This window comes from Burkholderia sp. Tr-20390, from assembly GCF_017104595.1.
Taxonomy (GTDB): Bacteria; Pseudomonadota; Gammaproteobacteria; order Burkholderiales; family Burkholderiaceae; genus Burkholderia.
Genome location: NZ_JAAGPC010000003.1, coordinates 88,294 through 114,486 on the forward strand (window position 1 = coordinate 88,294; position 26,193 = coordinate 114,486).

23 protein-coding genes are annotated in these 26,193 nt (G+C 67.1%); 4 read left to right on the forward strand and 19 right to left on the reverse strand.

Annotation, left to right across the window (positions count from 1 at the left end):
* Window positions 1–9 precede the first annotated feature (9 nt).
* Window positions 10–537: a DUF523 domain-containing protein gene (locus tag G3N98_RS02290; RefSeq protein WP_206147083.1), complete on the forward strand. Its 528-nt coding sequence runs from the start codon at window positions 10–12 to the stop codon at window positions 535–537.
* 91 nt (window positions 538–628) lie between these two features.
* Here the strand turns inward: G3N98_RS02290 and pcaF are convergent, their stop codons facing one another.
* Window positions 629–1,831: a 3-oxoadipyl-CoA thiolase gene (pcaF, locus tag G3N98_RS02295; protein ID WP_089475767.1), complete on the reverse strand. Its 1,203-nt coding sequence runs from the start codon at window positions 1,829–1,831 to the stop codon at window positions 629–631.
* A 228-nt stretch (window positions 1,832–2,059) separates the two neighbouring features.
* On the opposite strand from pcaF, the gene G3N98_RS02300 reads away from it, so the two are divergent.
* Entirely contained in the window at window positions 2,060–2,848 is a 789-nt protein-coding gene (locus tag G3N98_RS02300) for an IclR family transcriptional regulator (protein ID WP_039367952.1), read from the forward strand.
* Window positions 2,849–2,869: 21 nt separating this feature from the next.
* On the opposite strand, the gene G3N98_RS02305 is transcribed toward G3N98_RS02300, so the two are convergent.
* From G3N98_RS02305 to G3N98_RS02320, 4 genes are all read right to left on the reverse strand, one after another.
* A complete protein-coding gene (locus G3N98_RS02305) occupies window positions 2,870–3,940 on the reverse strand; it encodes a PDDEXK nuclease domain-containing protein (protein ID WP_089461992.1) in 1,071 nt (356 codons plus the stop codon).
* A 350-nt stretch (window positions 3,941–4,290) separates the two neighbouring features.
* Entirely contained in the window at window positions 4,291–5,412 is a 1,122-nt protein-coding gene (locus G3N98_RS02310; protein ID WP_206147084.1) for a porin, read from the reverse strand.
* A 40-nt stretch (window positions 5,413–5,452) separates the two neighbouring features.
* Window positions 5,453–6,802: an aromatic acid/H+ symport family MFS transporter gene (locus G3N98_RS02315; RefSeq protein WP_206147085.1), complete on the reverse strand. Its 1,350-nt coding sequence runs from the start codon at window positions 6,800–6,802 to the stop codon at window positions 5,453–5,455.
* 220 nt (window positions 6,803–7,022) lie between these two features.
* On the reverse strand, window positions 7,023–8,003 hold the full coding sequence (locus G3N98_RS02320; protein WP_089461989.1) for an amidohydrolase family protein: 981 nt from the start codon (window positions 8,001–8,003) through the stop codon (window positions 7,023–7,025).
* A 142-nt stretch (window positions 8,004–8,145) separates the two neighbouring features.
* Here G3N98_RS02320 and G3N98_RS02325 point away from each other — a divergent pair, with 142 nt between their 5' ends.
* Window positions 8,146–9,093: a LysR family transcriptional regulator gene (locus tag G3N98_RS02325; RefSeq protein WP_206147086.1), complete on the forward strand. Its 948-nt coding sequence runs from the start codon at window positions 8,146–8,148 to the stop codon at window positions 9,091–9,093.
* A gap of 177 nt (window positions 9,094–9,270) precedes the next feature.
* Here the strand turns inward: G3N98_RS02325 and G3N98_RS02330 are convergent, their stop codons facing one another.
* Together G3N98_RS02330 and G3N98_RS02335 are read right to left on the reverse strand one after the other, a co-directional pair.
* Window positions 9,271–10,386 carry a succinylglutamate desuccinylase/aspartoacylase family protein gene (locus G3N98_RS02330; protein ID WP_206147087.1) on the reverse strand — a complete coding sequence of 372 codons (1,116 nt, stop codon included), beginning with the start codon at window positions 10,384–10,386 and terminating at the stop codon, window positions 9,271–9,273.
* Between the two features lie 60 nt (window positions 10,387–10,446).
* Window positions 10,447–11,220, reverse strand: a complete 774-nt coding sequence (locus G3N98_RS02335; RefSeq protein WP_206147088.1) for a transporter substrate-binding domain-containing protein — start codon at window positions 11,218–11,220, stop codon at window positions 10,447–10,449.
* Between the two features lie 135 nt (window positions 11,221–11,355).
* Here G3N98_RS02335 and G3N98_RS02340 point away from each other — a divergent pair, with 135 nt between their 5' ends.
* Window positions 11,356–12,276 carry a LysR substrate-binding domain-containing protein gene (locus G3N98_RS02340; protein ID WP_175238743.1) on the forward strand — a complete coding sequence of 307 codons (921 nt, stop codon included), beginning with the start codon at window positions 11,356–11,358 and terminating at the stop codon, window positions 12,274–12,276.
* Between the two features lie 46 nt (window positions 12,277–12,322).
* Here G3N98_RS02340 and G3N98_RS02345 read toward each other — a convergent pair whose 3' ends face one another.
* From G3N98_RS02345 to G3N98_RS02400, 12 genes are all read right to left on the reverse strand, one after another.
* On the reverse strand, window positions 12,323–13,654 hold the full coding sequence (locus G3N98_RS02345; protein ID WP_206147089.1) for an MFS transporter: 1,332 nt from the start codon (window positions 13,652–13,654) through the stop codon (window positions 12,323–12,325).
* Window positions 13,655–13,711: 57 nt separating this feature from the next.
* Window positions 13,712–14,902 carry a M20 aminoacylase family protein gene (locus G3N98_RS02350; protein ID WP_206147090.1) on the reverse strand — a complete coding sequence of 397 codons (1,191 nt, stop codon included), beginning with the start codon at window positions 14,900–14,902 and terminating at the stop codon, window positions 13,712–13,714.
* 165 nt (window positions 14,903–15,067) lie between these two features.
* A complete protein-coding gene (locus tag G3N98_RS02355; RefSeq protein ID WP_206147091.1) occupies window positions 15,068–16,000 on the reverse strand; it encodes an amidohydrolase family protein in 933 nt (310 codons plus the stop codon).
* A 2-nt stretch (window positions 16,001–16,002) separates the two neighbouring features.
* Window positions 16,003–17,325: an MFS transporter gene (locus G3N98_RS02360; RefSeq protein WP_206147092.1), complete on the reverse strand. Its 1,323-nt coding sequence runs from the start codon at window positions 17,323–17,325 to the stop codon at window positions 16,003–16,005.
* Between the two features lie 11 nt (window positions 17,326–17,336).
* On the reverse strand, window positions 17,337–18,575 hold the full coding sequence (locus tag G3N98_RS02365; RefSeq protein ID WP_206147093.1) for an MFS transporter: 1,239 nt from the start codon (window positions 18,573–18,575) through the stop codon (window positions 17,337–17,339).
* Complete coding sequence (locus G3N98_RS02370; RefSeq protein ID WP_206147094.1) at window positions 18,572–19,852, reverse strand: MFS transporter; 1,281 nt, start codon at window positions 19,850–19,852, stop codon at window positions 18,572–18,574. The genes G3N98_RS02365 and G3N98_RS02370 overlap by 4 nt, the downstream gene beginning before the upstream one ends.
* A complete protein-coding gene (locus G3N98_RS02375; protein WP_206147095.1) occupies window positions 19,849–20,895 on the reverse strand; it encodes an amidohydrolase family protein in 1,047 nt (348 codons plus the stop codon). The genes G3N98_RS02370 and G3N98_RS02375 overlap by 4 nt, the downstream gene beginning before the upstream one ends.
* A gap of 10 nt (window positions 20,896–20,905) precedes the next feature.
* Complete coding sequence (locus G3N98_RS02380) at window positions 20,906–22,057, reverse strand: porin (RefSeq protein ID WP_206147096.1); 1,152 nt, start codon at window positions 22,055–22,057, stop codon at window positions 20,906–20,908.
* A gap of 46 nt (window positions 22,058–22,103) precedes the next feature.
* Window positions 22,104–23,483, reverse strand: coding sequence for an MFS transporter (locus G3N98_RS02385; protein WP_206147097.1), 1,380 nt, complete (start codon window positions 23,481–23,483; stop codon window positions 22,104–22,106).
* Between the two features lie 86 nt (window positions 23,484–23,569).
* A complete protein-coding gene (locus tag G3N98_RS02390; RefSeq protein WP_206147098.1) occupies window positions 23,570–24,499 on the reverse strand; it encodes an SMP-30/gluconolactonase/LRE family protein in 930 nt (309 codons plus the stop codon).
* 21 nt (window positions 24,500–24,520) lie between these two features.
* The gene (locus tag G3N98_RS02395) at window positions 24,521–25,468 is read right to left on the reverse strand and encodes an NAD(P)-dependent oxidoreductase (RefSeq protein WP_206147099.1); all 948 of its coding nucleotides are present in this window, start codon (window positions 25,466–25,468) and stop codon (window positions 24,521–24,523) included.
* Window positions 25,468–26,166 (reverse strand): RraA family protein, encoded by a 699-nt coding sequence (locus G3N98_RS02400; protein ID WP_206147100.1) that lies wholly within the window; start codon window positions 26,164–26,166, stop codon window positions 25,468–25,470. Before G3N98_RS02400 ends, G3N98_RS02395 begins: the two co-directional genes overlap by 1 nt.
* Between the last annotated feature and the right edge of the window lie 27 nt (window positions 26,167–26,193).

Consider the following 26,193-nt stretch of genomic DNA (forward strand, 5'->3'; position numbering starts at 1 on the left):
AGAGCGAAATTGCAGAACGAAGCGCAGCCGCAAGCCATGCCGAAGATCCTCGTCAGCATGTGCGTGATCGGTCATCCGGTCCGTTACAACGGCTCGGCCAAGACCGCTGCACATGAGGCGCTCGAACGGTGGCAGCGCGAAGGGCGTCTCGTGCCCGTCTGCCCCGAACTGGCCGGCGGCTTCAGCGTGCCGCGCCCGCCCGCCGAAATCGCCCACGGCGAATCGGGGCAGCGGGTGCTGTCGGGCGCCGCGCGCATCGTCGACGTGAACGGCACCGACGTGACGGCGCCGTTCGTCTCCGGCGCGCACACCGCGCTGGCCCTCGCGCGCACGCACGATTGCCGCTTCGCGATCCTGGCCGACGGCAGTCCGTCGTGCGGCAGCACGTTCATCTATGACGGGAGTTTCGAGAACCGGCGGCACGCGGGCGCCGGTGTCACGGCGGCGTTGCTGCGCGAACATGGCATCGAAGTGTTCGCGGACACCGAGATCGACGCGCTCGATGCGCGCCTCAAGCAGTTGTCGCAGGCCGGTTAACGACGATGCGCGGCACGAGAACCTCGTGCCGCGCATCGATTTGGATAGCGCGAAGCGGCGCGTGCGCTGCCGCTTCGCCGTGTGACGCTGGTCAGACGCGCTCGATCGCGATCGCGATGCCCTGGCCGACGCCGATGCACATCGTGCACAGCGCAAAGCGGCCGTTCGTGCGATGCAGCTGATACATCGCGGTCGTCACGAGACGCGCGCCCGACGCGCCGAGCGGATGGCCCAGTGCGATCGCGCCGCCGTTCGGGTTCACGCGCGGATCGTCATCGGCCACGCCGAGCATGCGCAGCACCGCGAGACCTTGCGACGCGAACGCCTCGTTCAGCTCGATCACGTCGAACTGGTCGATCGTCATCCCGAGCCGGGCGAGCAGCTTCTGCGTGGCCGGCGCGGGGCCGATGCCCATCACGCGCGGCGCGACGCCGGCCGTCGCGATACCCAGCACACGAGCGCGCGGCGTCAGGCCGAAGCGCTTCGCGGTTTCCTCGTTCGCGAGCAGCAGCGCGGCGGCGCCGTCATTGACGCCCGACGCGTTGCCGGCCGTCACCGAGCCGTCCGGGCGCACGACGCCCTTCAGCTTCGCCAGCGTTTCGAGCGACGTCTCGCGCGGATGCTCGTCGCGCGACACGACCAGCGGATCGCCCTTCTTCTGCGCAATCGTGACCGCGACGATTTCCTCGGCCAGCGTGCCGTCCTGCTGCGCCCGCGCGGCCTTCTGCTGGCTGCGCAGCGCGAACAGGTCCTGGTCGGCGCGGCTGATGTTGTAGTCGACCGCGACGTTTTCGGCCGTCTCCGGCATCGAATCGACGCCGTGCAGCTGTTTCATCAGCGGATTGATGAAGCGCCAGCCGATCGTCGTATCGTAGATGTCGGCCTGGCGCGCGAACGCGCTCGCGGCCTTGCCCATCACGAACGGCGCGCGCGTCATGCTCTCGACGCCGCCCGCGACCATCAGCGCGGCTTCGCCGGACTTGATCGCCCGCGCGGCCACGCCGACCGCATCCATCCCGGAACCGCACAGGCGGTTGATCGTCGAACCGGGCACGCCCTGCGGCAGCCCTGCGAGCAGCGCCGACATGCGCGCGACGTTGCGGTTGTCCTCGCCGGCCTGGTTCGCGCAGCCGTAGATCACGTCGTCGATCGCCGTCCAGTCGACGTCGCGGTTGCGCTCGACGAGCGCCTTGAGCGGCACCGCGCCCAGGTCGTCGGCGCGCACGCCGGACAGTGCACCGCCGTAACGCCCGATCGGCGTACGGATCGCATCACACAGAAAAGCTTCGGTCATCAGTGTCTCCGGTCCCAGGACAGGCTGGGGGAATGAACAGGGCGCGCCCCTTGCATTGCCCGTCGGGATGCGCTTAAATGTTCTATATACGAACATAAGATCGTGTATCGAACGTTCAACGCATCATAGGGAGTGCGGGGACGACCTGTCAAGCGCGCGGTCCGCCGCGCGGTTGGCGTGTCAGGCCCCATGCGCTATCTTCTCGGCTGCACGATATTCCAGGCGCTCATGACAACCGAAGACACTCAGACGAAACCCGGCGACTCCTATGTCCAGTCGTTCGCGCGCGGCCTCGCGGTGATCCGCGCATTCGACGCGGCCCGTCCGGAGCAGACGCTCACCGAGGTCGCCTCGGCCACCGGGCTCACGCGCGCGGGCGCGCGCCGGATCCTGCTCACGCTGCAGACGCTCGGCTACGTCGAGGCCGACGGCCGGCTGTTCCGGCTCACGCCGAAGATCCTCGAGCTCGGCTTCGCGTACCTCACGTCGATGCCGTTCTGGAATCTCGCCGATCCCGTGATGGAGCAGCTGTCCGCGCAGATCCACGAAAGCTGCTCGGCGGCCGTGCTCGACCGCACCGAGATCGTCTACGTGCTGCGCGTGCCGACCCGCAAGATCATGACGATCAACCTGTCGATCGGCAGCCGGCTGCCCGCGTACTGCACGTCGATGGGCCGCGTGCTGCTGTCCGCGCTCGACGACGCCGAGCTCGACGAGACGCTCGCGCAAAGCGGCATCCGCGCGCATACGCCGCGCACGATCACCGACCTCGGTGAACTGAAGGCGGCGATCGCGCAGGTGCGCCAGCAGGGCTGGGCGGTGGTCGACCAGGAACTCGAAGTGGGTCTGATGTCGTTGTCCGCGCCGATCCGCAACCGGCGCGGGCAGATCATCGCGGCAATGAACATCAGCGGCAACGCGCAGCGGCATACCGCGAAGCAGATGGTGAAGGAGTTTCTCGGGCCGCTGCAGCAGGCCGCGCAGACGGTGTCGGAGCTGGTGGCGCGGCGGGGGTGAACAACGAAGGCGCGGAACACGTCAGCGCGTGTTCGGCGCCGCGCTGCGTGGCCTGATCTGCAACTGTGCCCGTTGCATCGCTTGTTGCAGTCGCTCCGTCAGCACCGCTCGCGGCGGCAATGCCGTCAGGTACTCCGCAACGTGGATACCGGACTTGTCCAGTTCCAGCAGTTCAATCTGCTCTGATTTCTTTCCGGTGCAGAGGATGATTCCGAGGGGCGGCGCTTCATCCGCCTCTCGCTCGTGCCTGTCGAGCCAGCGCAGATACAGTTCCATCTGCCCCTTGTACGCGGCCTTGAACTCGCCGACTTTCAACTCGACCGCGACCAGCCGCCGCAGCTTCCGATTGTAGAACAGCAGATCGAGGTGGAAATCCTCGTCGTCGATCTGGATGCGCTTCTGCCGGGCGACGAAAGTAAAGCCTGCGCCAAGCTCCAGCAGAAAGGACTCCATTTCACGAATGATCGCGGTCTCGAGGTCGCCTTCTTGCCACGTGTCGCGCAGACCGAGGAAATCGAGAATATAGGGATCGCGCATGATCAGGCTCGGCGACATGCGTTGTGCATCCCGCATCGTTGCCAGTTCCTCCGCAATCAACGCATCCGGCTTCCGTGAGAGTGCCGTGCGTTCGTACAACATCGAATCGATACGCTCGCGCAGCGTCCTGACGCTCCAGCGTTCCACGCTGGCCATCTGCGCGTAGTAGTCACGCTGGCGCGGGTCCTTGAGCGGAACCAACGCAACGAAGTGCGTCCAGCTCAATTGTCGTATCAGCGATACGACAATCCGCTCGTCCGGAAACGTGACCGCAAATTGCACCATGCGACGAAGATTCTTCACGGCAAAGCTGCTGCCATAGTCTTTCGTCAATTGCACGGCCAGCGTGGGAAGCACCTCCTCACCATAGTCGGCCCGTTTTCCCGCCAGAACCCGGATATGAACGAGTTGACCGATGCGCCAATAAAGCATCGTCAGCTCGCTGTTTACTGCCGAGGCGGTACGCTGTCGCGCAGCGTCGATCAATGCCCGGATGTCACCCAGCAGCGTTTGCGTCGCGACTGGCGACGCAACGACAACCTTGCGTCGGGTCACGCTGTTGCCTCCTCGATATGCCGCCGACCCGCCATTGTTCGGTGCCTGCTAGCCACCGAATCGACTACGCCGACATCGGCCCAGTGCCGGACCGGCATCGCAGTGAAACGAAAAACGGGCAGCATCGCTGCCCGCACACGCTGATTACCTTGCAACGTTCTGCTCACCGAACCCGGAGCAAAAGCCGAGTCACCCAATTTAGTCACGCGCAAAAGCCCGGTCAATTTGACGAGAACGAAACTGCGCCGAGCTTGTCGGACACCGCGCCGCGCACGCGACGAACGGCGCCCCCTTGCGTACCGGCATCGTGCTCATCACACGTCCCAGTGATGCACCGACCGTCGCCACACTCAAAACAGATGATGAATCCCGGCCACGATCGCGAGCTGCCGCTGCGTGCCCGACGCACCGATCGCGAAGATTGCGGCGCGCGCCGCCGCACTCCCTGTCGCCTGCTGCGCAACCGCATGCAGGTAGACCTGCGTGCGCTTCGACAACGCATACACGTCCCCGAGCGAAGCCGACAGATAGCGGCGGCCGATGAACGACGTCGTCGACATCCCGCCCGCCACCGCATTGGCCGGCGTCGCCTGCCACGTGGCGCCCGCATCGAACGTGCGATACGAATCCGTCTGCGCGCCGGCCTTCAGCCTTACGTACGTGTACAGCGCGTGCAGCCGTACGGTGCCCCAGTCGTAGCGCGCGCCGATGCCCGCGTTCTCGACCTTGTCCGCCACGTACGACAGTGCCGGACGCCCCTGGAACGTCGACAGGCCGAGGCCCGCGGTCGTATCGCCGAGCATCGGGCCGAGCGCGCGGTCGTGCTCGTTCACGTACGCGGCAGCGAGCCCGAACGATCCGTTCACGTAATCGATGCCCGCTCCCGCGATGCGTCCGCTCGAGAAATTGCCGGGCACGCCGCCGAACCCGAGCAACAGCCCGACCCTCAACCCGTACAACGCGGGCGAGCGGTATTTCACGACGTTGCTCTCCTGCGCCGACGTCGTCTCGACCAGACCGTCGAGGTTGCCCGGGTGGGCCGCGAGCAGGTTCGACGACTGAAAGCCGTTGCCCATCGGCGCGAGCCAGTCGTAGTTGAACGCGGTCTGCTGGCCGAGTGTGATCGTTCCGGCCCGCTCCGACGACAGCCCGACGTACGCCTGCCGGTTGAACAGCGTGCCGCTGCGCGTCAGTGTGCCCGTATTGGTCGCGAAGCCGTTCTCGAGCCGGAACACGGCGCGCCAGCCGGCGCCAAGTTCCTCGTTGCCCAGAAAGCCGATGCGGTCGGGCTGCATCACGCCCTGCAGCATCGCGGCCTGCGGGCCACCCGCGCGATCGTTCACATACGCGACGCCGGCATCCAGGCTGCCGTACAGCGTCACGCTGCTCTGTGCATGGGCAGCGCTTGCGGCCGCTGCATTCAATACCGCGAAAGTCATGGCCGCGCGGCGGCGGCGTGCCGACGTCTGCATCGGAGTCTCCTCGTTGTATGGGGAATGCGCTCGTTCACGCTTATTCGACGGCTTTCGCATAGCCACCGGGACGGGCGTAACGCAGCCCCATCGCCCCGATCGCGACAGCGGCGCAAACGATCGGCACGATCAGCATCATGAAGACGCCTGACAGCCCCATCGCGCTCGCCATCACCAGCGCGCCGACGAACGAGCCCGCGATCGCGCCGAGCCGGCCGACACCGAGCGCCCAGCTCACGCCTGTCACGCGGCTGCCGGTCGGATAGAAATCGGCCGCGAGCGCATTGGCCCCGGTTTGCGAGCCGGCGACGCCGAAGCCGATCCCGAAGATGCCGATGCATAGCGACGGCAGCTCGTCGTAGCGCCACGCGACGAGGAACACGCACAGCGCACCGGCGAGATAGGCGGCCACCAGCACCGCATAAGCGTTGAAGCGATCCATCGCGCGCCCGATCAGGATCGCGCCGACCGTGCCGCCCAGTTGGAACATCGCGGTGACGATCGCCGCCTGCGCGAGATCGAAGCCCGCTTCGCGAAACAGGCTCGGCAGCCAGTTGGTGACGAGATAGACGATCAGCAGGTTCATCCAGAACGCACACCACAGCGCGAGCGTGCCGAACCGCAGCGGTCGCGCGAACAGTTGCGACACCGGCGAGCGCGCCGCGACGCTCGCCGGCTCGTCCGCGACGAAGCGTTGCACACCGTCCGGCGCATCGGGCGACATGCGGCGCAGCAGGGCAGCGACCTGCGCGGCCGGCGCGCGCCGATGGATCAGGAAGCGGATCGACTCGGGCAGCGCGGCGAGCATCACGAGCCCGAGCGCGATCGGCAGCACGCCGCCGATGACGAACATCGCATGCCAGCCGTAACGCGGAATCACGTGCGCGGCGATGAACCCCGCCGCCGCGGAACCGAACGTAAAGCCGCAAAACATCGTCGTGACGACCAGCGCGCGGCGCGCGCGCGGGCTGTACTCGGACGTCATCGCGATCGCGTTCGGCATCGCCGCACCAAGGCCGACACCGGTCAGGAAACGCATCACCGTCAGCGAATGAATTTCCGGCGCGACCGCGCACAGCGTGCTGAACAGGCCGAACGACAGGACCGACCCGACCAGCAGGCGCTTGCGGCCGAGCCGGTCGCCGAGCGGCCCGGCGAAGAACGCGCCAACCGCGAGACCGACCAACCCGGACGCCAGCAACAGCGTGATGCCGGTCGTGCCGGCATGCCAGTCGCCCCGCAACGCGGGCACGACGAAGCCGATCAGCGCAGTATCGAGCCCGTCGAGCGCGACCACGGCGAAACACTGCAAGGCAATCGCCAGTTGAAAACGTGAGAACGGCAGCGCGTCGATCCAGCGCTGCACGTCGAATGCGGGAGTGGGTTGCAAGAGGGTGTCTCCTTCGTTTTATCCTCGCCCGACGGCCTGTGCCTGCCGCGTGCACCGGGCGCGGCGGACGATGCGGCACGCCCGTCTGCTGCGGCCGTTGCCGATCGTCCCGTTCAATATCAACGACTCATTCGTACTGCGAACTCCATTCGATACCACCGAACCGCGCGCTGCCATGCATCGCCGGATTGTTCCGACGAATCGGCGGCGCCCGCTCCGCTCAGTCCAGCTTGAACAAGCGCTTCGCGTTGTCGCGCCCGATCTTCTCCCGGTCGTTGTCGCCGATCTCGGCAGCGTCGAACCACGCGCTCGCCTCCTCCATCGATTCGAACGGATAGTCGGCCGAGAACAGCACGCGGTCGCTGCCGATCTCGTCGATCGCGTTGCGCATCGCGATCGTGCGGAAATTGCCGCTCGTCGTGACGTAGAAATGCGCGCGGAAAGTATCGATGAAGGAGCGCTTCGCCTTCACGCCCATCGGGTTCTTGCCGTTCGGGGACGCCCAGTGCGACGTGCGCCAGATGTTATGCAGCGCGAGCTCGCCGAGATGGCCGAGGATCACGGTCAGGTTCGGGTGTTCGTCGAACAGGCCGCTACCGATCAGGCGCAGCGCATGCACGCCCGTTTCGCGTGAAAACTCCCACGCCGGCCCCATCAGCCACGGATGGCCTTCGATCGCCAGTTGCTGGCTCGGCAGCGGATTGCGCGGGTGCAGGTAGAACGGCACGTCGAGCCGCGCGACCTCGGCCCAGAACGGCCGGTATTGCGGCAGGTCGTAGTAGGTCGCGTTGTCGGCGTGGCCGATCTGCGAGAAGCCGTTGACGAGCGCGCCCTTGAAACCGAGTTCGGTCACCGTCCGCGCCAGCTCGCGCGCGGCGGCGTCCGGGTCCTGCAGCGGCAGCGCCGCGAACGCGCCGAAGCGATCCGGCCGGCGCGCGACCTGTTCGGCCAGCAGGTCGTTCGCGCGCCGCGCGACGTCGATCGCGCGCCCCGTATCGGTGATCGCCTGGACGGCCGGCGCGTTCAGCGACAGGATCGCGTAGCCGATCCCGCACGCATCCATGCGTTCGATGCGCTCCTCCTGCACGTCGAGCAGCTGACGGCGTCGCGCCGGCCAGATGTCGGCGGTAAAGTAGTGTTCGGAATCGCCGATCGTGTCCGGCGTGGCAAAGTGCTCCTCGAGTGCGATCTTGTCCCGCATGCTGCCTCCTGTGAGATCCGGGCCGCCGCGCCACCTTGGTGCGGCGAGTCGGAACCAGCATAGGAGGGCCGCGGCGCCCTGTTAAATTGCGGCGTTGAATACCGTCATTCACGGCATCTATGCCCGCCTACCGACCGACGCGATGGAACACGACCCCGATCTGCGCAACATCGACCTGAACCTGCTGCTCGTGTTCGACGTGCTGTACCGCACACGCAGCACGACGCGCGCCGCCGACGCGCTGCACCTCACGCAGCCGTCGGTCAGCAACGCGCTGAAGCGGCTGCGCACGCTGTTCGACGACGCGCTGTTCGTGAAGACGGCCGACGGCATGCAACCCACGCCGCGTGCGGACGCGATCGCGGCGCGCGTCGACGAAGGGCTCGCGTCGCTGCGCACCGCGCTGCAGGCCGGCCGCGCGTTCGACCCGGCCACGTCGACCCGCACCTTCCGCCTGTACACGAGCGATCTCGGGCAGGCAATCTTCATGCCGCCGCTCGTCGCGCATCTGCGCCGGGTCGCGCCCGGCATCCGGATCGTCACGGCCGATCCGCCGCTCGATGCCGCGCAGCAGATGATGAAGGTCGGGCAAATCGACCTCGCGCTCGGCATGTTCACCGGGCTGCATGCCGATTTCCATCAGCAGCGCCTGTTCCACGAAACCTACGTCGCGCTCGTGCGCAACGACCATCCGACGATCGGCGCGACGCTCACCGCCGAGCAGTTCTTCGCGGCCGACCATGTGAGCTACACGCCCACGGCCGGCAGCCACGCGCACTTTGAAGCGGCGCTTTACGCGCTGTCGCCGCATGCGGGCAGCACGCGCCATGTCGTGCTGCAGCTCGCGCATTCGTTCGGGCTGGAACGCATCGTGTCGTCGAGCGACCTCATCGCGTGCATTCCCAGCCGCCTCGCCCGCGAGCTGGCGCGACTGCAGGATGTGCGCGCGGTATCGCTGCCGTTCGACACGGCGCCAGCCGACATCGCGCAGTTCTGGCATGAACGCTATCAGCGCGACGAAGGGCATCAGTGGTTGCGCACGCTCGTCTACGACCTGTTTCACGACCTTCGCCACAGTGCGTTGCCGTAGTCGCATCGCAAAAAAAACGGGCAACCCAGGGCTGCCCGTATCAACTCCACTTGGTTACAACGTTCTTCTCACGGAACACGGAGCGAACTCCGCGCCGCACAATTTAGTGACGCACGGAAACGCGGTCAATTTGACAAGAACGAAATTGCGTCGCACACCGGCAGGACACAGCGCCGCTCACGCGCCGAGCAACATCCCCGTGCGCACCGGCACCGTGCCCGTCACACGGCCGAGCGGCGCACCCGCCGTGACGAACCGAATCGCGCGACGCATGTAGAACACGCCATCGGTCCCGCTCGAAATCGTCGTGATCGCGTCCGTCAGCGGATTGACGATATCGAACAGCGGATCGCCGGCGCGGATCGTCGCGCCGATCGCCGCGCGGTGCACGAGTATCCCGCTCACCGGCGCATGGAACTGCTCGCTGCCGGCCAGCGGCGTGGCCGGCGCGGCGAGCGGCGGTAGCGGCCTGGGTTCGCCCTGCACCGCGCCGCGCCACACGAGATAGTCGACGAGCGCATCGGCATCGCGTTCCGCATAGTCGTACGTCACGTCGCGCTGGCCGCGGCACTCGACCGTCACGGCCACGGTGCCGGCCGCCATCGGCGTGCCCGCCGGCAAGTGCTGCCGCAATTGCGACCACAGCAGGTGATGCGCATCGTCGAACGCGTGCCCGCCCGAATCCTCGGCGAGCAGCGACACCTCCGAGCCGAGATAACGCGCAAGCGGCTCGACTTCCGGCCATGCGGTATCGCTCGTGTACACGTGCATCACCGCTTCGAGCGAACAATGCAGGTCGATCACCACATCGGCGTCGAACGACAGCTTCAGCAGCGTGAGCTGCAGCGCATCGAACTCCGTGCGCGGCACGATCTCGTCGAGCGCCGCGCCGACGCATTCGCGCACGATCGCGCGATTGCGCTCGCCGTCGTCGCCGAGCCGGTCGCGCGCATGCGCCGCGATCTCCGCGAGCGGCAGGAAGCCGCGATTGAAGTTGCGGCCGCTCGCGAGATCGAAACGGCCGATGAACTGCCCGAGCAGATGATGATTGAGACCGACCGGATTCGCGACCGGCACGAGCACGATCTCGGCCGCGAGCCGGCCTTCGGCATCGAGCTGCGCGAGACGCTGCTTCAGCACGAACGCCGCGAGCATCGCGGGCGTCTCGTCCGCGTGCAGCGCGGCCTGCAGGTAGATCTTGCGGCCGGTGTCGGCCGGCCCGAAATGAAAGCTCGTCAGCGTGCGCTGCGTGCCGATCGACGGCGACAGGAGCGGCGTGGTGCGAATCTGCATCAATGGTCTCGAACGAAATGAAAACGAAGAAGCCGGTGAAACGTCGAGGTCGCTCGGCGCTCAGTCGCCATACGGGTTGAAGTCGAAATACTTCTTCGCGATCCGGTCGTACGTGCCGTCTTTCAGCATCGACGCGATCGCGCCGTCGATCGACGCCTTGAGCGCCGTATCCGACTGCCGCATGCCGATGCCGACGCCGCGATCGCCCAGGTCGAGCGGTGCGCCGACGAACGCGAAGCCCTTGCCCTTCGGCGTGCGCAGGAAGCCGTAGTCGGCTTCCACGGTGCCGAGCAACGCCGCGTCGAGGCGGCCGTTGACGAGATCGGCGAACACGTCGTCCTGGCTCTTGTACGGCATCACGCCGACACCGGCCGGCGCCCAGTGCGCGAGCGCCCACGATTCGAACTGCGTGCCCGACTGCACGCCGATGCGCTTGCCCGCAAGCGACGCGGTCGTGCTGTCGACGCCGCTGCCGGGCCGCGCGACGAGCCGCGACTTGAAGCGGAACAGCTTCGACGAGAACAGGATCTGCTTCTCGCGCTTCTCGGTGATCGCCATCGACGACAGGATCGCGTCGATCTTGCGCGCCTGCAGCGCGGGAATCATCCCGGAGAATTCGAGCTCGACCCACTGGCAGCGCAACTGCGCGCGGCGGCAGATCTCGTTGCCGAGATCGACGTCGAAGCCCTTCAGGCTGCCGTCCGGCGCCTTCGAATCCATCGGCGGATAGGTGGGATCGATGCCGAGGCGCACGGGGCGCGCATCGAGTGCGTGCGCGGAACCGGCCGCGAGCGCAAGGCATAGGGAAACGAGCGGCAGGAAGGGACGTTTCATGGTCGACGAAGGCGGGACGATGGGCAAACGGCACGAGCCGGACTGCCTGCGATCGTAGTGCGCACGCGCCGCCGCCGGAATCGCCCGCTGCCTTATCATGATCACTTTTCCCGATCACCGGCCAAGCGCTTGCCCATGGCGTTCACGCTCTCCCAGCTCCGCATCTTCCAGGCCGTCGTCGAGCACGGCAGCCTGCGCGCGGCCGCACGCGCGCTCGATCTCGCGCAGAGCGGCGTCACGCAGCAGCTGCAGAGCCTCGAGGCGACGCTCGGCGCGACGCTGTTCACGCGCACCAATCGCGGGATCGTGCCGACGGCCGTCGGCCAGCGGCTGCTCGCGCGCTCCGGGTCGATCCTCGGCGAATGCGAGCAGGTCGAGCGGGAAATCCGGCAACTGAGCGGCGCGTACGAAGGCACCGTCACGCTCGGCCTCGTGGCCGAACCGCTGATCGATGCGTTCGCGCCGGTGCTGAGCGCGTTCCGTGCGCGCTTCGACAAGGTCGACGTGCACCTGCGTACCGGCACGTCGCGGATGATGATCGGCTGGCTGCGGGAAAGCGCGGTCGATTTCGCGATCGCGCTCGTCGCGAAGCAAACCGACACGACCGATCTCGCGGTCACGCCGCTGCGTGCGTCCGCGCCGGTGGTCGTGTGCCGCAACGGGCATCCGGCGATGCATGCGCAATCGCTCGCCGAACTGGCCGACTACGCATGGGTGTCGACACGCTCGCCGAACCTGAGCGCGGACCCCGTCGTCAACCGGCTGCTCGCGTACTTCGACGTGCATGGCCTGCCGCCGCCGAAGATCCTCGCCACCGTCGAAGGGATGTTCGAGACGTTGCAACTCGTCACGCAGACCGATTGCCTGTCGCTCGAAACCGAAGCCGTGACGCGGCACGGGCCGTTCGCCGGCGCGCTCGCGAAAGTGCCCGTGCGCGAACAGGCCGAATCGCAGGACATCTGCCTGCTGCAACGCGCGGCCGTGCCGCTGACGCCCGCCGCGCAGGAACTCGCGACGATGCTCGCGTCGTACCTGAGGGTGGTGCACGGGCGGTAAGCGCGTATTGCCGCCGGCCGCCCGTCGTGCCGAGCTGCGCCGCGTGTCAGTCGATCGAATCCCGCGCCGTCTCGCGCAGCATCGCCACCGCGATCAACGACAGCACCACGCATGCGGCCACGTAACCGGCCGGCGCGAGCTTGCTGCCGGTCGTCTTCACGAGCCAGGTCGCGATCAACTGCGCGGTGCCGCCGAAGATCGTTACCGCGAGCGCATACGCGATCGAGATGCCGGTCGCGCGCACGTGGCGCGGCAACGACTCGCACATCAGCGCCATTTCCGACGCCGAGCCGAGCGAATAGAACAGCAGCATCAGCGCGGTCAGCGGCAGGATCACCGACAGCGTCGGGTGATGGTTCATCAGCCAGAACGCCGGGAACAGCAAGGCGACCAGCACGCCGCGGCCGACGAAGATCGGCAGGCGCCGGCTGCCGAGCCGGTCCGACAGCCAGCCGAACAGCGGGCACGTGACCAGCATCACGCAGCCCGATGCGACGCCGACGAACATCGACAGCTTCATCGGCAGGCCGAGCGTGTGAATCGCGTAGGTCGGCATGTAGAACGTCAGGATGTAGGTCGACACCGTACCGCCCATCACCGTGAGCATCAGCAGCAGCACCGTGCGCGTGTGCTTCGAGAACAGCTCGTGCAGCACGCCGCGTTCGATGCCGTGATGGCTGTCGCCGGGCGCATCGTCAGCGAGCCGGCGGCGCAAGAACATCCCGACCGGCGCGATCAGCACGCCGACGAGAAACGGCAAGCGCCAGCCCCAGCCTTCCAGCGCATCCTTCGTCATCGTGTTCGACAGCAGCGCCGCGAAGCCCGAGCCCATCAGCGCGGCGCCACCCTGCGTCGCGAGCTGCCAGCTCGCGCGGAACGCGCGGCGCGACGTGCCGCCCTGTTCGAGCAGCGTCGATGTCGCCGCGCCGAATTCGCCGCCCTGCGAGAAGCCCTGCATCAGCCGCGCGAACACAACCAGCAGCGGCGCGGCCACGCCGACCTGCGCATACGTCGGCGCGATCGCGATCAGGCCCGTGCCGAGCGCCATCAGCATGATCGTCAGGTTCAGCGCGGCCTTGCGCCCCTTGCGGTCCGCATAGACGCCGAGCACGACGCTGCCGAGCGGCCGCGTGAAGAAGCCGGCGGCGAACGTCGCGACCGACAGCAGCAGCGACGTGGTCGGGTCGCTCGACGGGAAGAACAGCTTGCCGATCAGCACCGCGAAGAAGCCGTACACGGTGAAATCGAAGAATTCCAGCCAGTTGCCGATCACGGCCGCGGCAATCGCACCGCGCCGCGTGACGGCCGGTGCGCCTGGCGCGTGGACTTCGGCCGCCCCCGTCGACGCGGGGTGCAGCGCGAGATGGTCTTTCTGCATCGCTATCCTCTCCTGTCAATGCGCCGGAAGCGCCGGCCGCTCGCGCCGCCGCCGGCATCACTGCCCCAGGTAACGCTCCACGAGACGCGTCCAGTACGCCGCGCCGATCGGCAGGTTGCGATCGTTGAAGTCGTATTTCGGGTTGTGCACCATGCAGCCGTCCTCGCCTTCGCCGTTGCCGAGCCGCACGAACGAGCCCGGCCGCTGCTGCAGCATGAACGCGAAATCCTCGCTGCCCATCAGCAGGTCGGTCTGCTCGACCACATGCGCGTCGCCGACGAGTTCGCGCGCGACCTGCGCGGCGAAATCCGTTTCGGCATCCGTATTGACGACGACCGGATAGCCTTCGATGTATTCCACGTGCGCGGTTGCGCCGTAGCTCGCGGCCTGCGTTTCGGCCAGCTCCGTGATGCGGCGCTTGAGCAGCGCGCGCACGTCGGGGCTGAACGAGCGCACGCTGAGTTCGAGACGCGCGCCGTTCGGGATCACGTTGTTCGCGGTGCCCGCGTGCATCGAGCCGACCGTGACGACCGCCGGTTGCGACGGATCGACGTTGCGCGCGACGATCGTCTGCAGCGCCATCACGATGCTCGCCGCGACGACCACCGGATCGACCGTCAGGTGCGGCCGGGCCGCGTGGCCGCCGACGCCTTCGATCGTGATGATCGCCTTGTCGCCGGCCGACATGAACGGGCCGCGCCGCGTGAGGAACACGCCGGGGGCCGCGCCCGGATGGTTGTGCATGCCGAACACGGCATCGCACGGGAAGCGCTCGAACAGGCCGTCGTCGATCATCTTCTTCGCGCCGCTGTCGACGCCGTGCTCTTCCGCCGGCTGGAAATACAGGTGCACGGTGCCGGAAAAATTGCGTGTCTTCGCGAGATGCTGCGCGGCGCCGAGCAGCATCGTCGTGTGGCCGTCGTGGCCGCACGCGTGCATCTTGCCGTGCGTGCCGCTCGCGTAGGGCAGCCCCGTCGCCTCGATGATCGGCAACGCATCCATGTCGGCGCGAATACCGATGCTGCGCGTGCCGTCGCCCACGCGCAGCGTGCCGACCACGCCCGTCTTGCCGACCCCGCGCGTCACCTGCCAGCCCCACTGTTCGAGCTTCTCGGCGACGAGCGCGGCCGTGTCGTGCTCCTCGTACGCGAGTTCGGGGTGGTGATGGATGTGGTGACGGATCTCGCGCAACCCGCCGGCGGCGGGCATCAGATCCTCGACTTCGGTGAATCGGGTATCGGTGGACATCAAGGGGCTCCGGCTGTTTGTCTGCGCATGCAACGGGTGCGTGCGGGAAAGCGAGCCACTATATCCAGCCGATATCGGTTCAATAAGATGCGGAATTTTTCACCGCGATAAGGTTTTTTAATCAGGGTTAGTGCTGATCCCCAGTTTGGCCATGCGGCTTTCGATCTATGCAAATCCGTACAGCTTCGCCGGGTTCGTGACGAATATCCGTTGCTGCCAGTCCGCACGCCCGATCCAGCCAGCGATCACGTCCAGCAAGCCTGCATCGTCCGGCTTGTCCGTCTTCTGCGTCGGGTGTGGCCAGTCGGTGCCCCACAGCATGCGCTCCGGCGCCATGTCGATCAGCGCCTTCGCGACCGGCGCGACGTCGTCGTAGGCAGGCGCGCCCGTCTTGCTGTCGACGTACGGCCCCGACAACGTGATCCACGTATGGCCCTTGTCGACGAGGCGTTGCGCAGTCCGAAACGCGGCCGACGAGAGCCCGCCGGGCTGCGGCACGTGCGCGATATGGTCGATGACGAGCGGACACGGCAGCACCGCAAGATGACGCTCGAGCTCCGGCAGCCGCGCGCCCTGCACCACCAGCTCGATATGCCAGCCGAGGTTCGCGATGCGCGCGGCGAGCGGCGCCAGCATGTCGAGCGTCGTCGCGCCCGGATAGCTCAGGTTGAACCGGATCGCACGGACGCCGCCGCGATCGAGCATCCGAAGTTCGTCGTCGCTCACGGTGCCGTCGACGACGGCCACGCCGCGGGCGTCGTCGCCGAACCGCGCGAGCGCCGCCAGCGTGCAGCGGTTGTCCGTCCCGTACGTCGACGGCGTCACGACCACGTTGCGCTTCACGCCGACGCGCGTCTGCACGCGCCGGTATTGCGCGACGGTCGCATTCGGCGGGCGCAGCGTCGTGCCCGGCGCGACCGGGAAGCGGTCGTCGTAGATGTGCATGTGGCAGTCGATCGCCCCTTCGGGCAGCCGAAACGCCGGCCGCTCGATGCCGCTCGACCACGTTTCGTCGGCCGCGGCCAGCCTCGGCAATGCAGCCGAAGCCAGCGTCGCGCCGGCGATCCGGAGAAATTCGCGTCTCGCGATGCGCGCCATGATCAGATGGTCTCCGTCTTGCCGACCAGCTTGCCCGCCGAATGATTGCGCGTGAGCAGCAGCAGCGTCGCGACGCTCACGAGCGTGAGGATCGCGAGCGGCATCAACGCGAGCGCATAGCTGCCCGTCGCCGCCTTCACCCACCCGTACACGTTCACCATCAGCCCGCCGCCAAGCAGGTTCGCGATCGCATTGACCGTCGCGAGCCCGGCCGCCACGGTGCTGTTGGACAGCATGTCGGTCGCCAGCGCCCAGAACGGGCCCTTGAACGAATACGCGCCGACCAGCACCGCGCAGAGCATGCAGACCGTCGGCAGCAGCGATCCGCTCAGCGACGTCGCGAACAGGCCCACGCCGATCAGCAGCATCGGCACGACCGTGTGCCAGCGCCGTTCGCCGACGCGGTCCGAGCGACGGCCCCAGTAGACCATCAGGACGGAGGCCACCGCGTAAGGCACCGAATTCAGCAGGCCGGTCTCCATGACGGTCAAGCCGAATGACTTCAGCAACTGCGGCTGCCACACGGACAGCGTGCTGCCTGCCGCGGAAGCGCACGTGTCGACGAGCGCGAGGCACAGCACGTAGCGGTTGCGGAACAACTGCGTGAGCGGCAGCGACGGCACTTTCTTGCGTGTCTTGTGACCGGCGGCCAGCGCGGTCGTGAGCCACGCGCGCTCGTCGTCGTCGAGCCACCTCGCGTCGTCCGGCTTGTTCGTCAGCACGAACAGGCACGCGACGCCGAGCAGCACGGTCGGAACGCCTTCGAGGATGAACAGCCAGTGCCATCCGCGCAGGCCCCAGACGCCGTCCATCTGCAACAGCAGCGCGGAGATCGGCGAGCCGATGAAGCTCGCGGCCGGAATCGCGACCATGAACGTCGCGACGATCCGCGCACGATACTGCGCGGGAATCCAATACGACAGATAAAGCAGCACGCCGGGGAAAAAGCCGGCCTCGGCCGCACCCAGCAGGAAACGCAGCACGTAGAACGTCGTCGCGTTGTGCACGAGCGCGGTCGCCGCCGACACGATGCCCCACGTGATCATGATCCGCGCGATCCAGATCCGCGCGCCGTATTTCTGCAGCGCGAGATTGCTCGGTACTTCGCAAAAGAAGTATGAAATGAAGAACAGGCTGCTGCCGAAACCGAACACCTGCGCCGACATCCCGAGGTCATGGTTCATCTGCAGCGACGCCATCCCCACGTTGCCCCGGTCGATGAAGGCAAGCAGGTAGCAGATCATCAAAAATGGAATGAGTCGCCAGACGACCTTGCGTATGGTCCGGCGCTCGATCGCGGACGCTTCCATGAAACCGGTGTGCATGTTGTCTCCGTTTATTGTGCGCCTGTGCGCGTACCTGTAAACCGTTGCCACGCGATGACCGCGATGACGCCGCACGCGAGCACGGCGGCCATCGCGGCGAAGGTGTGTCGCACGCCGAGCGCCTCGGATGCGCTGCCGACGAGCAGATAACCGAACGGCATCGTGCCGTTGTAGGCCATGCCGTACATCCCGACGAGCCCCCCGCGCACGTGATCCGGACACTGGCGCTGAATGGTCGCGTTCGTCGACGTGGCCGCGAACGTGAGGCTGAAGCCGAGTGCATAGAACGCGGGGATCGATCCCGCCGCATCGGTGGTCGCGGCCAGCACGGCCAGCGCGCCGACGGCCGTCCACGGCGCATACGCGATGAACCGGTGCGAGGCGCGCGGCCCGAGCGCCGACGACAGCAGCACCGCCGCGCTCAACGACCCGGCGCCGGCGCACGCGAAGAACACGCCGGTAAAGCGCGCCGCGTCGTGAAAGCCCTGGTCCGCGAGCAGCGGCACGAGCGTCTGGTAGCTGCCGGCGAACAGGCCGATGCACGCGAGAATCGGCAGATAGCGTGCCGAGAACGCATCGGACAGCACGTAGCCGACCGCGTCGCGCAGGCCGCTCTCCGCGCGCGACGGGCGATCCGCCGTCGCCGCCCGGATCGACCGCACGCACGCCGCCATGAAGCACAGCGCGAGCGCATAGATCGCGAACGACGTCCTGGGGCCCAGCGTCGGATAGACGAAGCCGGCGATGGTCGGGCCGACCATGCGCCCGACGTTGTAGACCATCGTGTTCATCGCGACCGCGTTGGAGGTATGGGTCGCATCCTGCAGGCTCGTCAGCAGCAGAACCTGCCGCGCCGGCGTTTCCACCGCGCTCGACACGCCGATCGCCAGCGCATGCGCGAGGATCAGCTTCACGCCGAGCAGGCCGATCAGCGACAACGTGAAGAGGCTGCCCGTTAGCAGCAGCGACGTCGTCAACACGCATAACGTCACGCGGCGCGCATTGGCCGAGCCGATGCGGGAGCCCGCCACCGGTGCGACGATCAGCTGCGGCCCGTACAGCAGAAAGTTGAGCAGCGCGAGGATCGCCGCCGAGCCGGACAGGTGATAGATCAGCAGATTCAGCGTGACGTTCTGCGTCCAGCTGCCGAGCACCGACGCGACCTGCCCGCTCAGGTAGCGCCGCAGCGACGCCTCCGACAGCGCGGGAAACAGCCTGTTCACCCACCCCGCCTGCGTAGCCACGTTCATGACAGCGCCTTTCCGCGCGTTTCGGGCGCGAACAGCACGACCGCCGCCGCGGCGATGAACGCGACGATCGTCGTCGCGAGTCCGAGCACGAAGCCGCCCGACGTCGACGCCAGCGCACCGATGACCAACGGCGCGATGAAACCGCCGAGCCGGCCGCCGTTGTACGCGAGGCCCATGAAGAACCCGCGCGATGCCGTGTTGCCGATGATCTCCGCGAGGAACGGACCGGCACCCGCAAAGATGCCGTTCACGCTGAAGCCGGTCAGAAAGATCGCGGCCATCAGCAGCAACGGATTCGCCGACACGATGTACACGCCGACGGCCACCGCACCGACCAGCAGGTAGGCCAGGAACATCGGCCGCCGGCCGAGCCGGTCGACCCATGCCGAGAACAGCAGGAACCCGGCGATCGCACCGAACTGAAGCGCCAGCACGAACTTCAGGCTATGCACGAAGTCGAGGTGCTTCACCGTGATGAGGAACGTCGGCGTCCACGTGAATACACCCCAGTAGAGGTACTGCAGAAAGAAGATGAAGCAGAAAGCGGTGAGCAGGCCGCGCACGTTCAGCTTCTCGCGACTTGCCGTGTCGAGCGTGCGGGCCGGCGACTTCGCGTGCCGGCGTTCGAGCCAGATCGGCGATTCCGGCGTCTTGCGCGCAACCCAGAACAGAATGAAGAACGGCGACGCGCCGATCAGGAACAGCAGCCGCCAGCTGTCGCCGGCCAATCCGCCATGCGCGGCGCCGACGATGCCCGAGATCGCGATCGCGAGAATCGCGCCGATCGGCAAGCCCATCTGCATCAGCGCGCCGCCCTTGCCGCGCCGGCTCGGATGCCAGGTCTCCGCGATGAGCGCCGCGCCGGCGGTCCAGGTTCCGCCCATGCCGAGCGCGCCGAAAAAGCGCAACGTCGCGAACGCGTGCGCATCGGGCGCGAATGCGATCAGGCCGGAAAACAGCGAGTAGATGCCGACGCAGAGCAGCGCGGTGCGCACGCGCCCGATCCGGTCCGACACGAAGCCGAACAGGATGCCGCCGACGATCTGCCCGGCCGCCGTGACGCTCGTGAACATGCCGAGCTGCGCCTTGCTCAGCCCGAACTGCAGCGCGAGCGTCGGCAGCAGCAGCGACAGCAGGAACGAATCGTAGCTCTCGAATGTCCAGCCGAGCCCCGCGAGCGACAGCGAACGCCACTCGATACCGGTCACGCGCGTGAGCCCTTTTTCCGCGACTGCGGAATCGATGTCCTGCGTGGCCACGGTTGCACTCGTCTTCATCGGTTGTCTCCGGGAATCGCGACGCGATACGTCGATGCGGCCGTCCGGCTGAACAGCGCGGCCTTTTCATCGGCCGACATCGCGGACGCGAGTCGTTTGAAGGCGTTCCACAGCACGCGATAGCCGAACATCCCCTTGTCGACGGGGAAGTTGCTCTCGAACATGCAGCGTTCGACGCCGAAGAGGTCGACGCAGGTGTCGAAATACGGCTGCCACGCCGCCGCCAGTTCCTGCGACGACGGCGGCAGGTCGCGCGCGGCGAAGTCGAAGCCGAACACGGTCATGCCCGCGCCACCGAGCTTCATGCGCGTGTTCGGCAACGCAGCGAGACGCGCGAGTTGCCGTTTCCATTGCGCATGGACTTCCGCGCGCTGGCCGGCATGCGGACCCACGCCGAGCGGACCGCCGAAATGGTCGATGACGACGGTGACGTGCTCGCATGCGCGCGCGAGTTCGTACAGGTCGTCGAGCTGCGTGTGATAGATCCACGCGTCGAGCGACAGCCCGTAGCGGCCGAGCGTCGCCACGCCACGCCGGAAAGCCGGATCCGACATCCGGTCGCGCGGCGGCGTCACCGGGCTCGATCGCACGTCGGGACTCGCATGCCACGCGAGCGGATTGCGAATCCCGCGCAGTCGGCCGCCGGACACCTGCAGCATCGTGTCGAGCACCGCGTCGAGTTCCGCGCCGAGCGACAGATCGGCGCCGCCGACGATGGCCTCGCAGCATCGCGTGGGGCCGTACGCGCCGCTGTCGAACATCGCGGCGACGCCGCTCGCGAATTGCACTTCGCCCACCGGCTTGAGCGCCTCCGGCCCGCTCGCACGCAACATCGAGCGGCACTGCACGTAGACCGTCGACACGACCCGATGTCCGCTGCGCACGTCCGCACCGAACTCGTCCGCGAGATAGCGACCGGTCTGTCGATCCCACAGGTGATGATGGGCGTCGACGATGGCCAGCGCGGGTTCGAGCACCGGCTCGTCGCGCAAGGCGAGCCACTCGGGCCGGACGGGAAGATGGGGCGCGTGAACGGTCTGCATCGCGCTCGCCTTAGAACTTCTGGCGCATGCCGATCACCACGCCCGTCTGGTTGTGATCGGGTGCGACCGTGCCGTAGCCGTTCACGCCGAGCGCGGAGCCGCCCTTGTTGCGCGCGAAACCGGCCGTCGCATAGATATCGGTGCGCTTCGACAGCAGATAGTCGGCACAGAGCACGGCAAGCCACGGATCGGCGCTGGTCGAATGCACGTCCTGGTAATAGGCGGTTGCCGTGACCACGAACGCCGGCGACACCGCGTATTGCGCGCCGGCCCAGTACAGGTTCGCCGCACTGGCTTCGGAACCGTTCGCGACACGGATCGGGTTCGCCGGCAGGAACGCGTTCGACGCATGGAGGTAGCGATAGCCGGCGAATCCCTTCACCGGCCCGATCGCATACGACGCGGCAGCCGTCGCGCGTCGCTCGGTGCCCGTGTTCGTCGCGACGGTGTTGCTGTTGCGCTGCTCGTACGACACGCTCGCGGCGAGCGGCCCTTGCGCGAACGTCAGCGCCCCGCTGAAAAAGCGGCCGGTGAGTTGCGCGCCCGGCACCTCGGCGCCGTACCCGGTGTCGTAGCGGGTGCTATACATGGCCTGCGCCGTCAGCGGACCGAACACGCCGGTGTACTTCGCTGAATTGTCGATGCGCGCGGCCGCCGCGTAGTCGAGCGACAGCAACGAATACCGCGACGACGCGCCCATCGGGTCGAAGGCCACGGCCTGTTCGTAGAAGAGCGCATTCTGGCGGCCGAACGTCAACTGCTGGCCCCGGTACGCCAGCCCGACCCACGCCTGCCGGCCGAAAATCCGCGACGTCGTGGCGGCATTCGAACCGAGGCCTTTCGTCGACTGCGCGGTCGTGCCGTCATTGATGTTGAAGCCGTCTTCCAGCTGGAAAATGGCCTTCATGCCGGCGCCGAGATCCTCGACGCCCTTCAATCCCCAGCGCGAACCGGACAGATTGCCCGACACTTCGCGCGTCTGCGCGCCGCCGGTGCTCGTGTTGTTGATGTGCTCGATGCCGACGTCGGCAATGCCGTACAGCGTGACGCTGCTTTCTGCCTGGGCGGCACCGCACCACGAGGTCGCGCTCGCGACGGTGATGGCGCCGAGCACGAAGCGGGAGGTCGGGCGGGTATTGCGGCTGGCCTGATTCGACAACATGGAGTCTCCAAACTGTTTTTTATGGGTGGGGCTGACGAAGGAAAATTCAGGGCTCTCGGGCGACAGGCGCTTCGCCGGCGCCCGAGCCCGGATCGCCGAGCCAAGCGATGGTCAACGCGCCGAGCAGCAGCACACCCGACACGGCGATGAGCGGCGCGGTGAAGCCGCCGGAGAATTGCTTGAGCGCGCCGATCAGCGACGGCCCGACGAAGCCGCCGAGATTGCCGACCGACACGATCAGCGCGAGTCCGCCCGCGGCGGCACGGCCGGTGAGGAATCCCGACGGGATGGCCCAGTACGTCGCCTGGAACGCGAGGATCCCGCTCACCGTGACGCACAGTGCGATCAGCTTGAAAACCGGCGCATGAATGAAGGCGCTCGCACACAACGCCACCGCGGCGACCGCCAGCGCACCGGCGACATACGGAATGCGGTTGGCCGCGCGATTGGCGAGACGCGCCCACCAGAGCATCACACCGGCACCGATCGCATACGGAATGGCCGTCAGCCAGCCGACCACCGCGTGTTCGACGCCGAACTGCTTGATGATCTGCGGCATCCACAAGCCGACGCCGAGCGAGCCGACGATCCCGCAGAAGTTGACGAACGCGAGCACGAACACGCGCCAGTTCGTCATCGCGTCGCGCAGTTTGCTGCCGTGCTTCGCGCCGATGTCGCGCTGCTCGAACGCGAGGCGTTTCGCGAGCGACGCCTTCTCTTCGTCACTGAGCCACGCGGCTTTCTCGGGACGGTCGGCCAGCACGAACAGGCACGCGATGCCGAGCATCACCGCAGGGACGCCTTCGATCAGCAGCAGCCACTGCCAGCTGCGCAGCCCGTGCAGGCCGCCGAGTTCGAGCAGCGCACCGGAAATCGGCGAGCCGATCATGTTCGCGACGGGGATGCCGACGAGGAAGGCGGCCGTCACCTTCGCGCGCCACTTGCCGGGAAACCAGTGCGTGAAATACAGGTAGATGCCGGGCGTGAAGCCCGCCTCGGCAAGCCCGAGCAGAAAGCGCGCCGCCGCAAAGCTTTTCGGTCCGACGACGAACGCCGTCGCCATCGAGAACAGGCCCCATGTGATCATGATTCTCGCGATCCACACGCGCGCGCCGACCTTCTGCATGATCAGGTTGCTCGGAATCTCGAACAGGAAGTAGCCGATGAAGAACAGGCCGGCACCGACACCGAATTGCTCCGCCGTCAGACCGAGATCCTTGTTCATCGTGAGCGCGGCAAAACCGACGTTGGTCCTGTCGAGATAGCTGATCACGTAGCAGACGAAGATGAACGGCAGAATGCGCCGGAACGCCTTCGCGAGCGTGCGCTCGCTGGCCGCGTAATCGTCGCCGGCCAGGCGCTCCGCGGACGAGGCGTCGGCGCGCGGTGCGTCATCGCCGGCACGCAGCGCGTGCGAAATGGTCATGCTTGTCTCCTTCGTCGCGCGACTGGCGGCGCGATCTTTCGGCATACGGGCGGGAAACCGGTGAGCGGCTTCCCGGTTCGCGGGTGTCAGTCCTTGTTCGCGGCCTGTTTTGGCAACGGGCCGGCAATGCGCATGTCCGCTTTCAGGACCGAACCGGATGTCGATTCGGTGATAAAGAGCGTCTTCATGTCGGCGCCGCCGAAGCACACGCTCGTGAGCGACGCCCCTTTCGGCCCGGTCAGGATCTCGACGGGCTCCGCGCAGTGGTTGAGCACCCACACGCGGCCGAGCCCCGGATTCGCGACGAACAGCCGGCCTTCGAGATCGACGGTGAGGCCGTCGGGGCCGCTCGGCCCGTAGGACGTGAAGAACGGGCTGACCTTGGTGACCGATCCGTCGGCTTGCAGCGGCATGCGCCACACCGCGTTGCCGCGCGTCATCGCGACGAACAGCACCTTCTCGTCGCGCGACAGCACGAGCCCGTTCGGGCTCGGGCAGGTGCCGAGCAGCATGTCGAGCTTGCCGTCGGGCGAGAGCCGATACACGCGGCCCGTCGGATCGTGCAGCCCGGTCTGCCCCTGGTCGGTGAAATAAATGTTGCCGGCCGAGTCGAACGTCAGGTCGTTCACGCCCTTGAAGCGCTCGGTGTTGCGGCGCTCGAGATACGGGCGAATTTCACCGCGCTCGATATCGAGCAGCATCAGGCCGTTCCGGTAGTCGGTGATGATCAGGTGCGCTGCGTCGAAGCGCTTCATTCCGTTGGGCTCGCCGTCGTATTCGACGACGAGATCCCATTCTCCCGACGGCGAAATGCGGAAGATGCGCCCGTGCGGAATGTCGGTCACGAACAGATAGCCGTCGGGATCCCACACCGGCCCTTCGAGAAACGAATCGGTGACCATGCCGCCGCGATTCGCGCGTGCCCATTCCGTGCGGACGTCCGGCTTGCGAAACTTCTCCGGCATGCGCGTGAACACGTCGGCTTCGCGCACGTCGGGGTTCGTCAGATAAAACATGCGTACCTCGATGTCCAGGGTTCAAGCCGCGCTGTGCGCGCGTTCGTCGAGCACCGCGAGGACGTTGGCCGCCGCACCCTTGCCCATGTTCACGTACGCGGCATCGCTCACGCCGCCGACATGCGGAGACAGAATCACGTTGGGGATCTGCTGGAACGGGTGCGGCACCGTCATCGGTTCCACGTCGAAGCTGTCGAGCCCGGCCGCACGCAAGTGGCCGCTCGCCAGCGCGTCGGCCAGCGCGGCTTCGTCGATCAGGCCGCCGCGCGCGGTATTGACGAGAATCGCCCCGCGCTTGAAACGCGCGAGCGTGTCGCGGTCGAGCATCCGGCGGTTGTCGGCCGTCAACGGACAATGCAGCGACACGACGTCCGACGCCGCGTACAGCGTGTCGAGCGGCACGAGCTTCACGCCGGCGGGCGCTTCCTTCGCGAACGGATCGAACGCGAGCACCTTCATGCCGAACGCCGCGCCGATCGCGGCCACGCGCCGACCGATCGCACCGAGCCCGACGAGGCCGAGCGTGCGCCCGTCGAGTTCGACGGACTTGTGCGTCGACTTGTCCCAATGGCCTTCGCGCATGCGGATATCGAGCTGCGGAACCGACTTCGCACACGCGAGCAGCAGCGCCCAGGCGTGCTCGGCGACGGCGGCCGCATTCGCGCCGACCGCGGCGCGCACCGCGATGCCGCGCGCGGCAGCGGCGTCCTGATCGATCACGTCGATGCCGCTGCCGTGCTTCGAAATCACCCGCAGGTTTTCGGCGGCGTCCATGATGCGGGCGTTGATCTTGCCGTACCGGACGACGATCGCGACCGGCTTGTGCTGGGCGCAGAGCGCCACGATGTCGTCCTCGGTCGGTTGCTTGCCGGCGAACACGACGTCGAACTGCGCAAGCATCTCGAGCGCTTGCGGCGCGAGGTCGGCGGCGGTCACCAGGACCACGGGCTTGTGCGAAGCGATCTGCATCAGAGTGCCTCGCCTTCGGCCAGCATGCCGGCTGCGCGCAGCTCCTTCTCGATCCAGCCCGGACGAAGGTCGCCCTTGTGGATCGCTGCGATACGCGCGGTTTCGAAGTCGAGCTTTTTCTGCGCCAGATCGACGATACGCGCGACGTCCGCGCGCGCAATGACGACGACGCCGTCGGCGTCGCCGACCACCAGGTCGCCCGGATTCACCGCCGTGCCGCCCAGCGAGATCGGCGCATTCACGCGCCCCGCGACGCTTTTGGTCGGGCCGCACGGATTGAGGCCGGCCGCGAAGACCGGATAGTCGCCGTTGGCCAGTTCGTGCGCGTCGCGCACCGCGCCGTCGATGACGATGCCGGCGATGCCGCTCGCCTTCGCCTGCGCCGCCATGATTTCGCCGAGCAGCGCGCACGAGATGTCGCCCTTGCCGTCTACCACGACGACGTCGCCCGGTTTCGCGACGGCGAGCGCCGCATGGATCGCCAGGTTGTCGCCCGCGCGGACTTCGACCGTGACCGCCGGGCCGGCGACCTTCATCTTCGGCGACAACGGCCGCACGCGGCCATGCACCGTGCCGCGGCGGCCCGCGACGTCGGCCAGGATCGCGGCCTGGTAGCGCGCGGCCGCCTGAACGAGTTCCGGCGAGACGCGTTCGATGTCGCGGGTGATCGGCGAAAGGCTGGCGGATGTGTTGCTCATGATTCGACCTCAGGTTGTTCGTTGTAC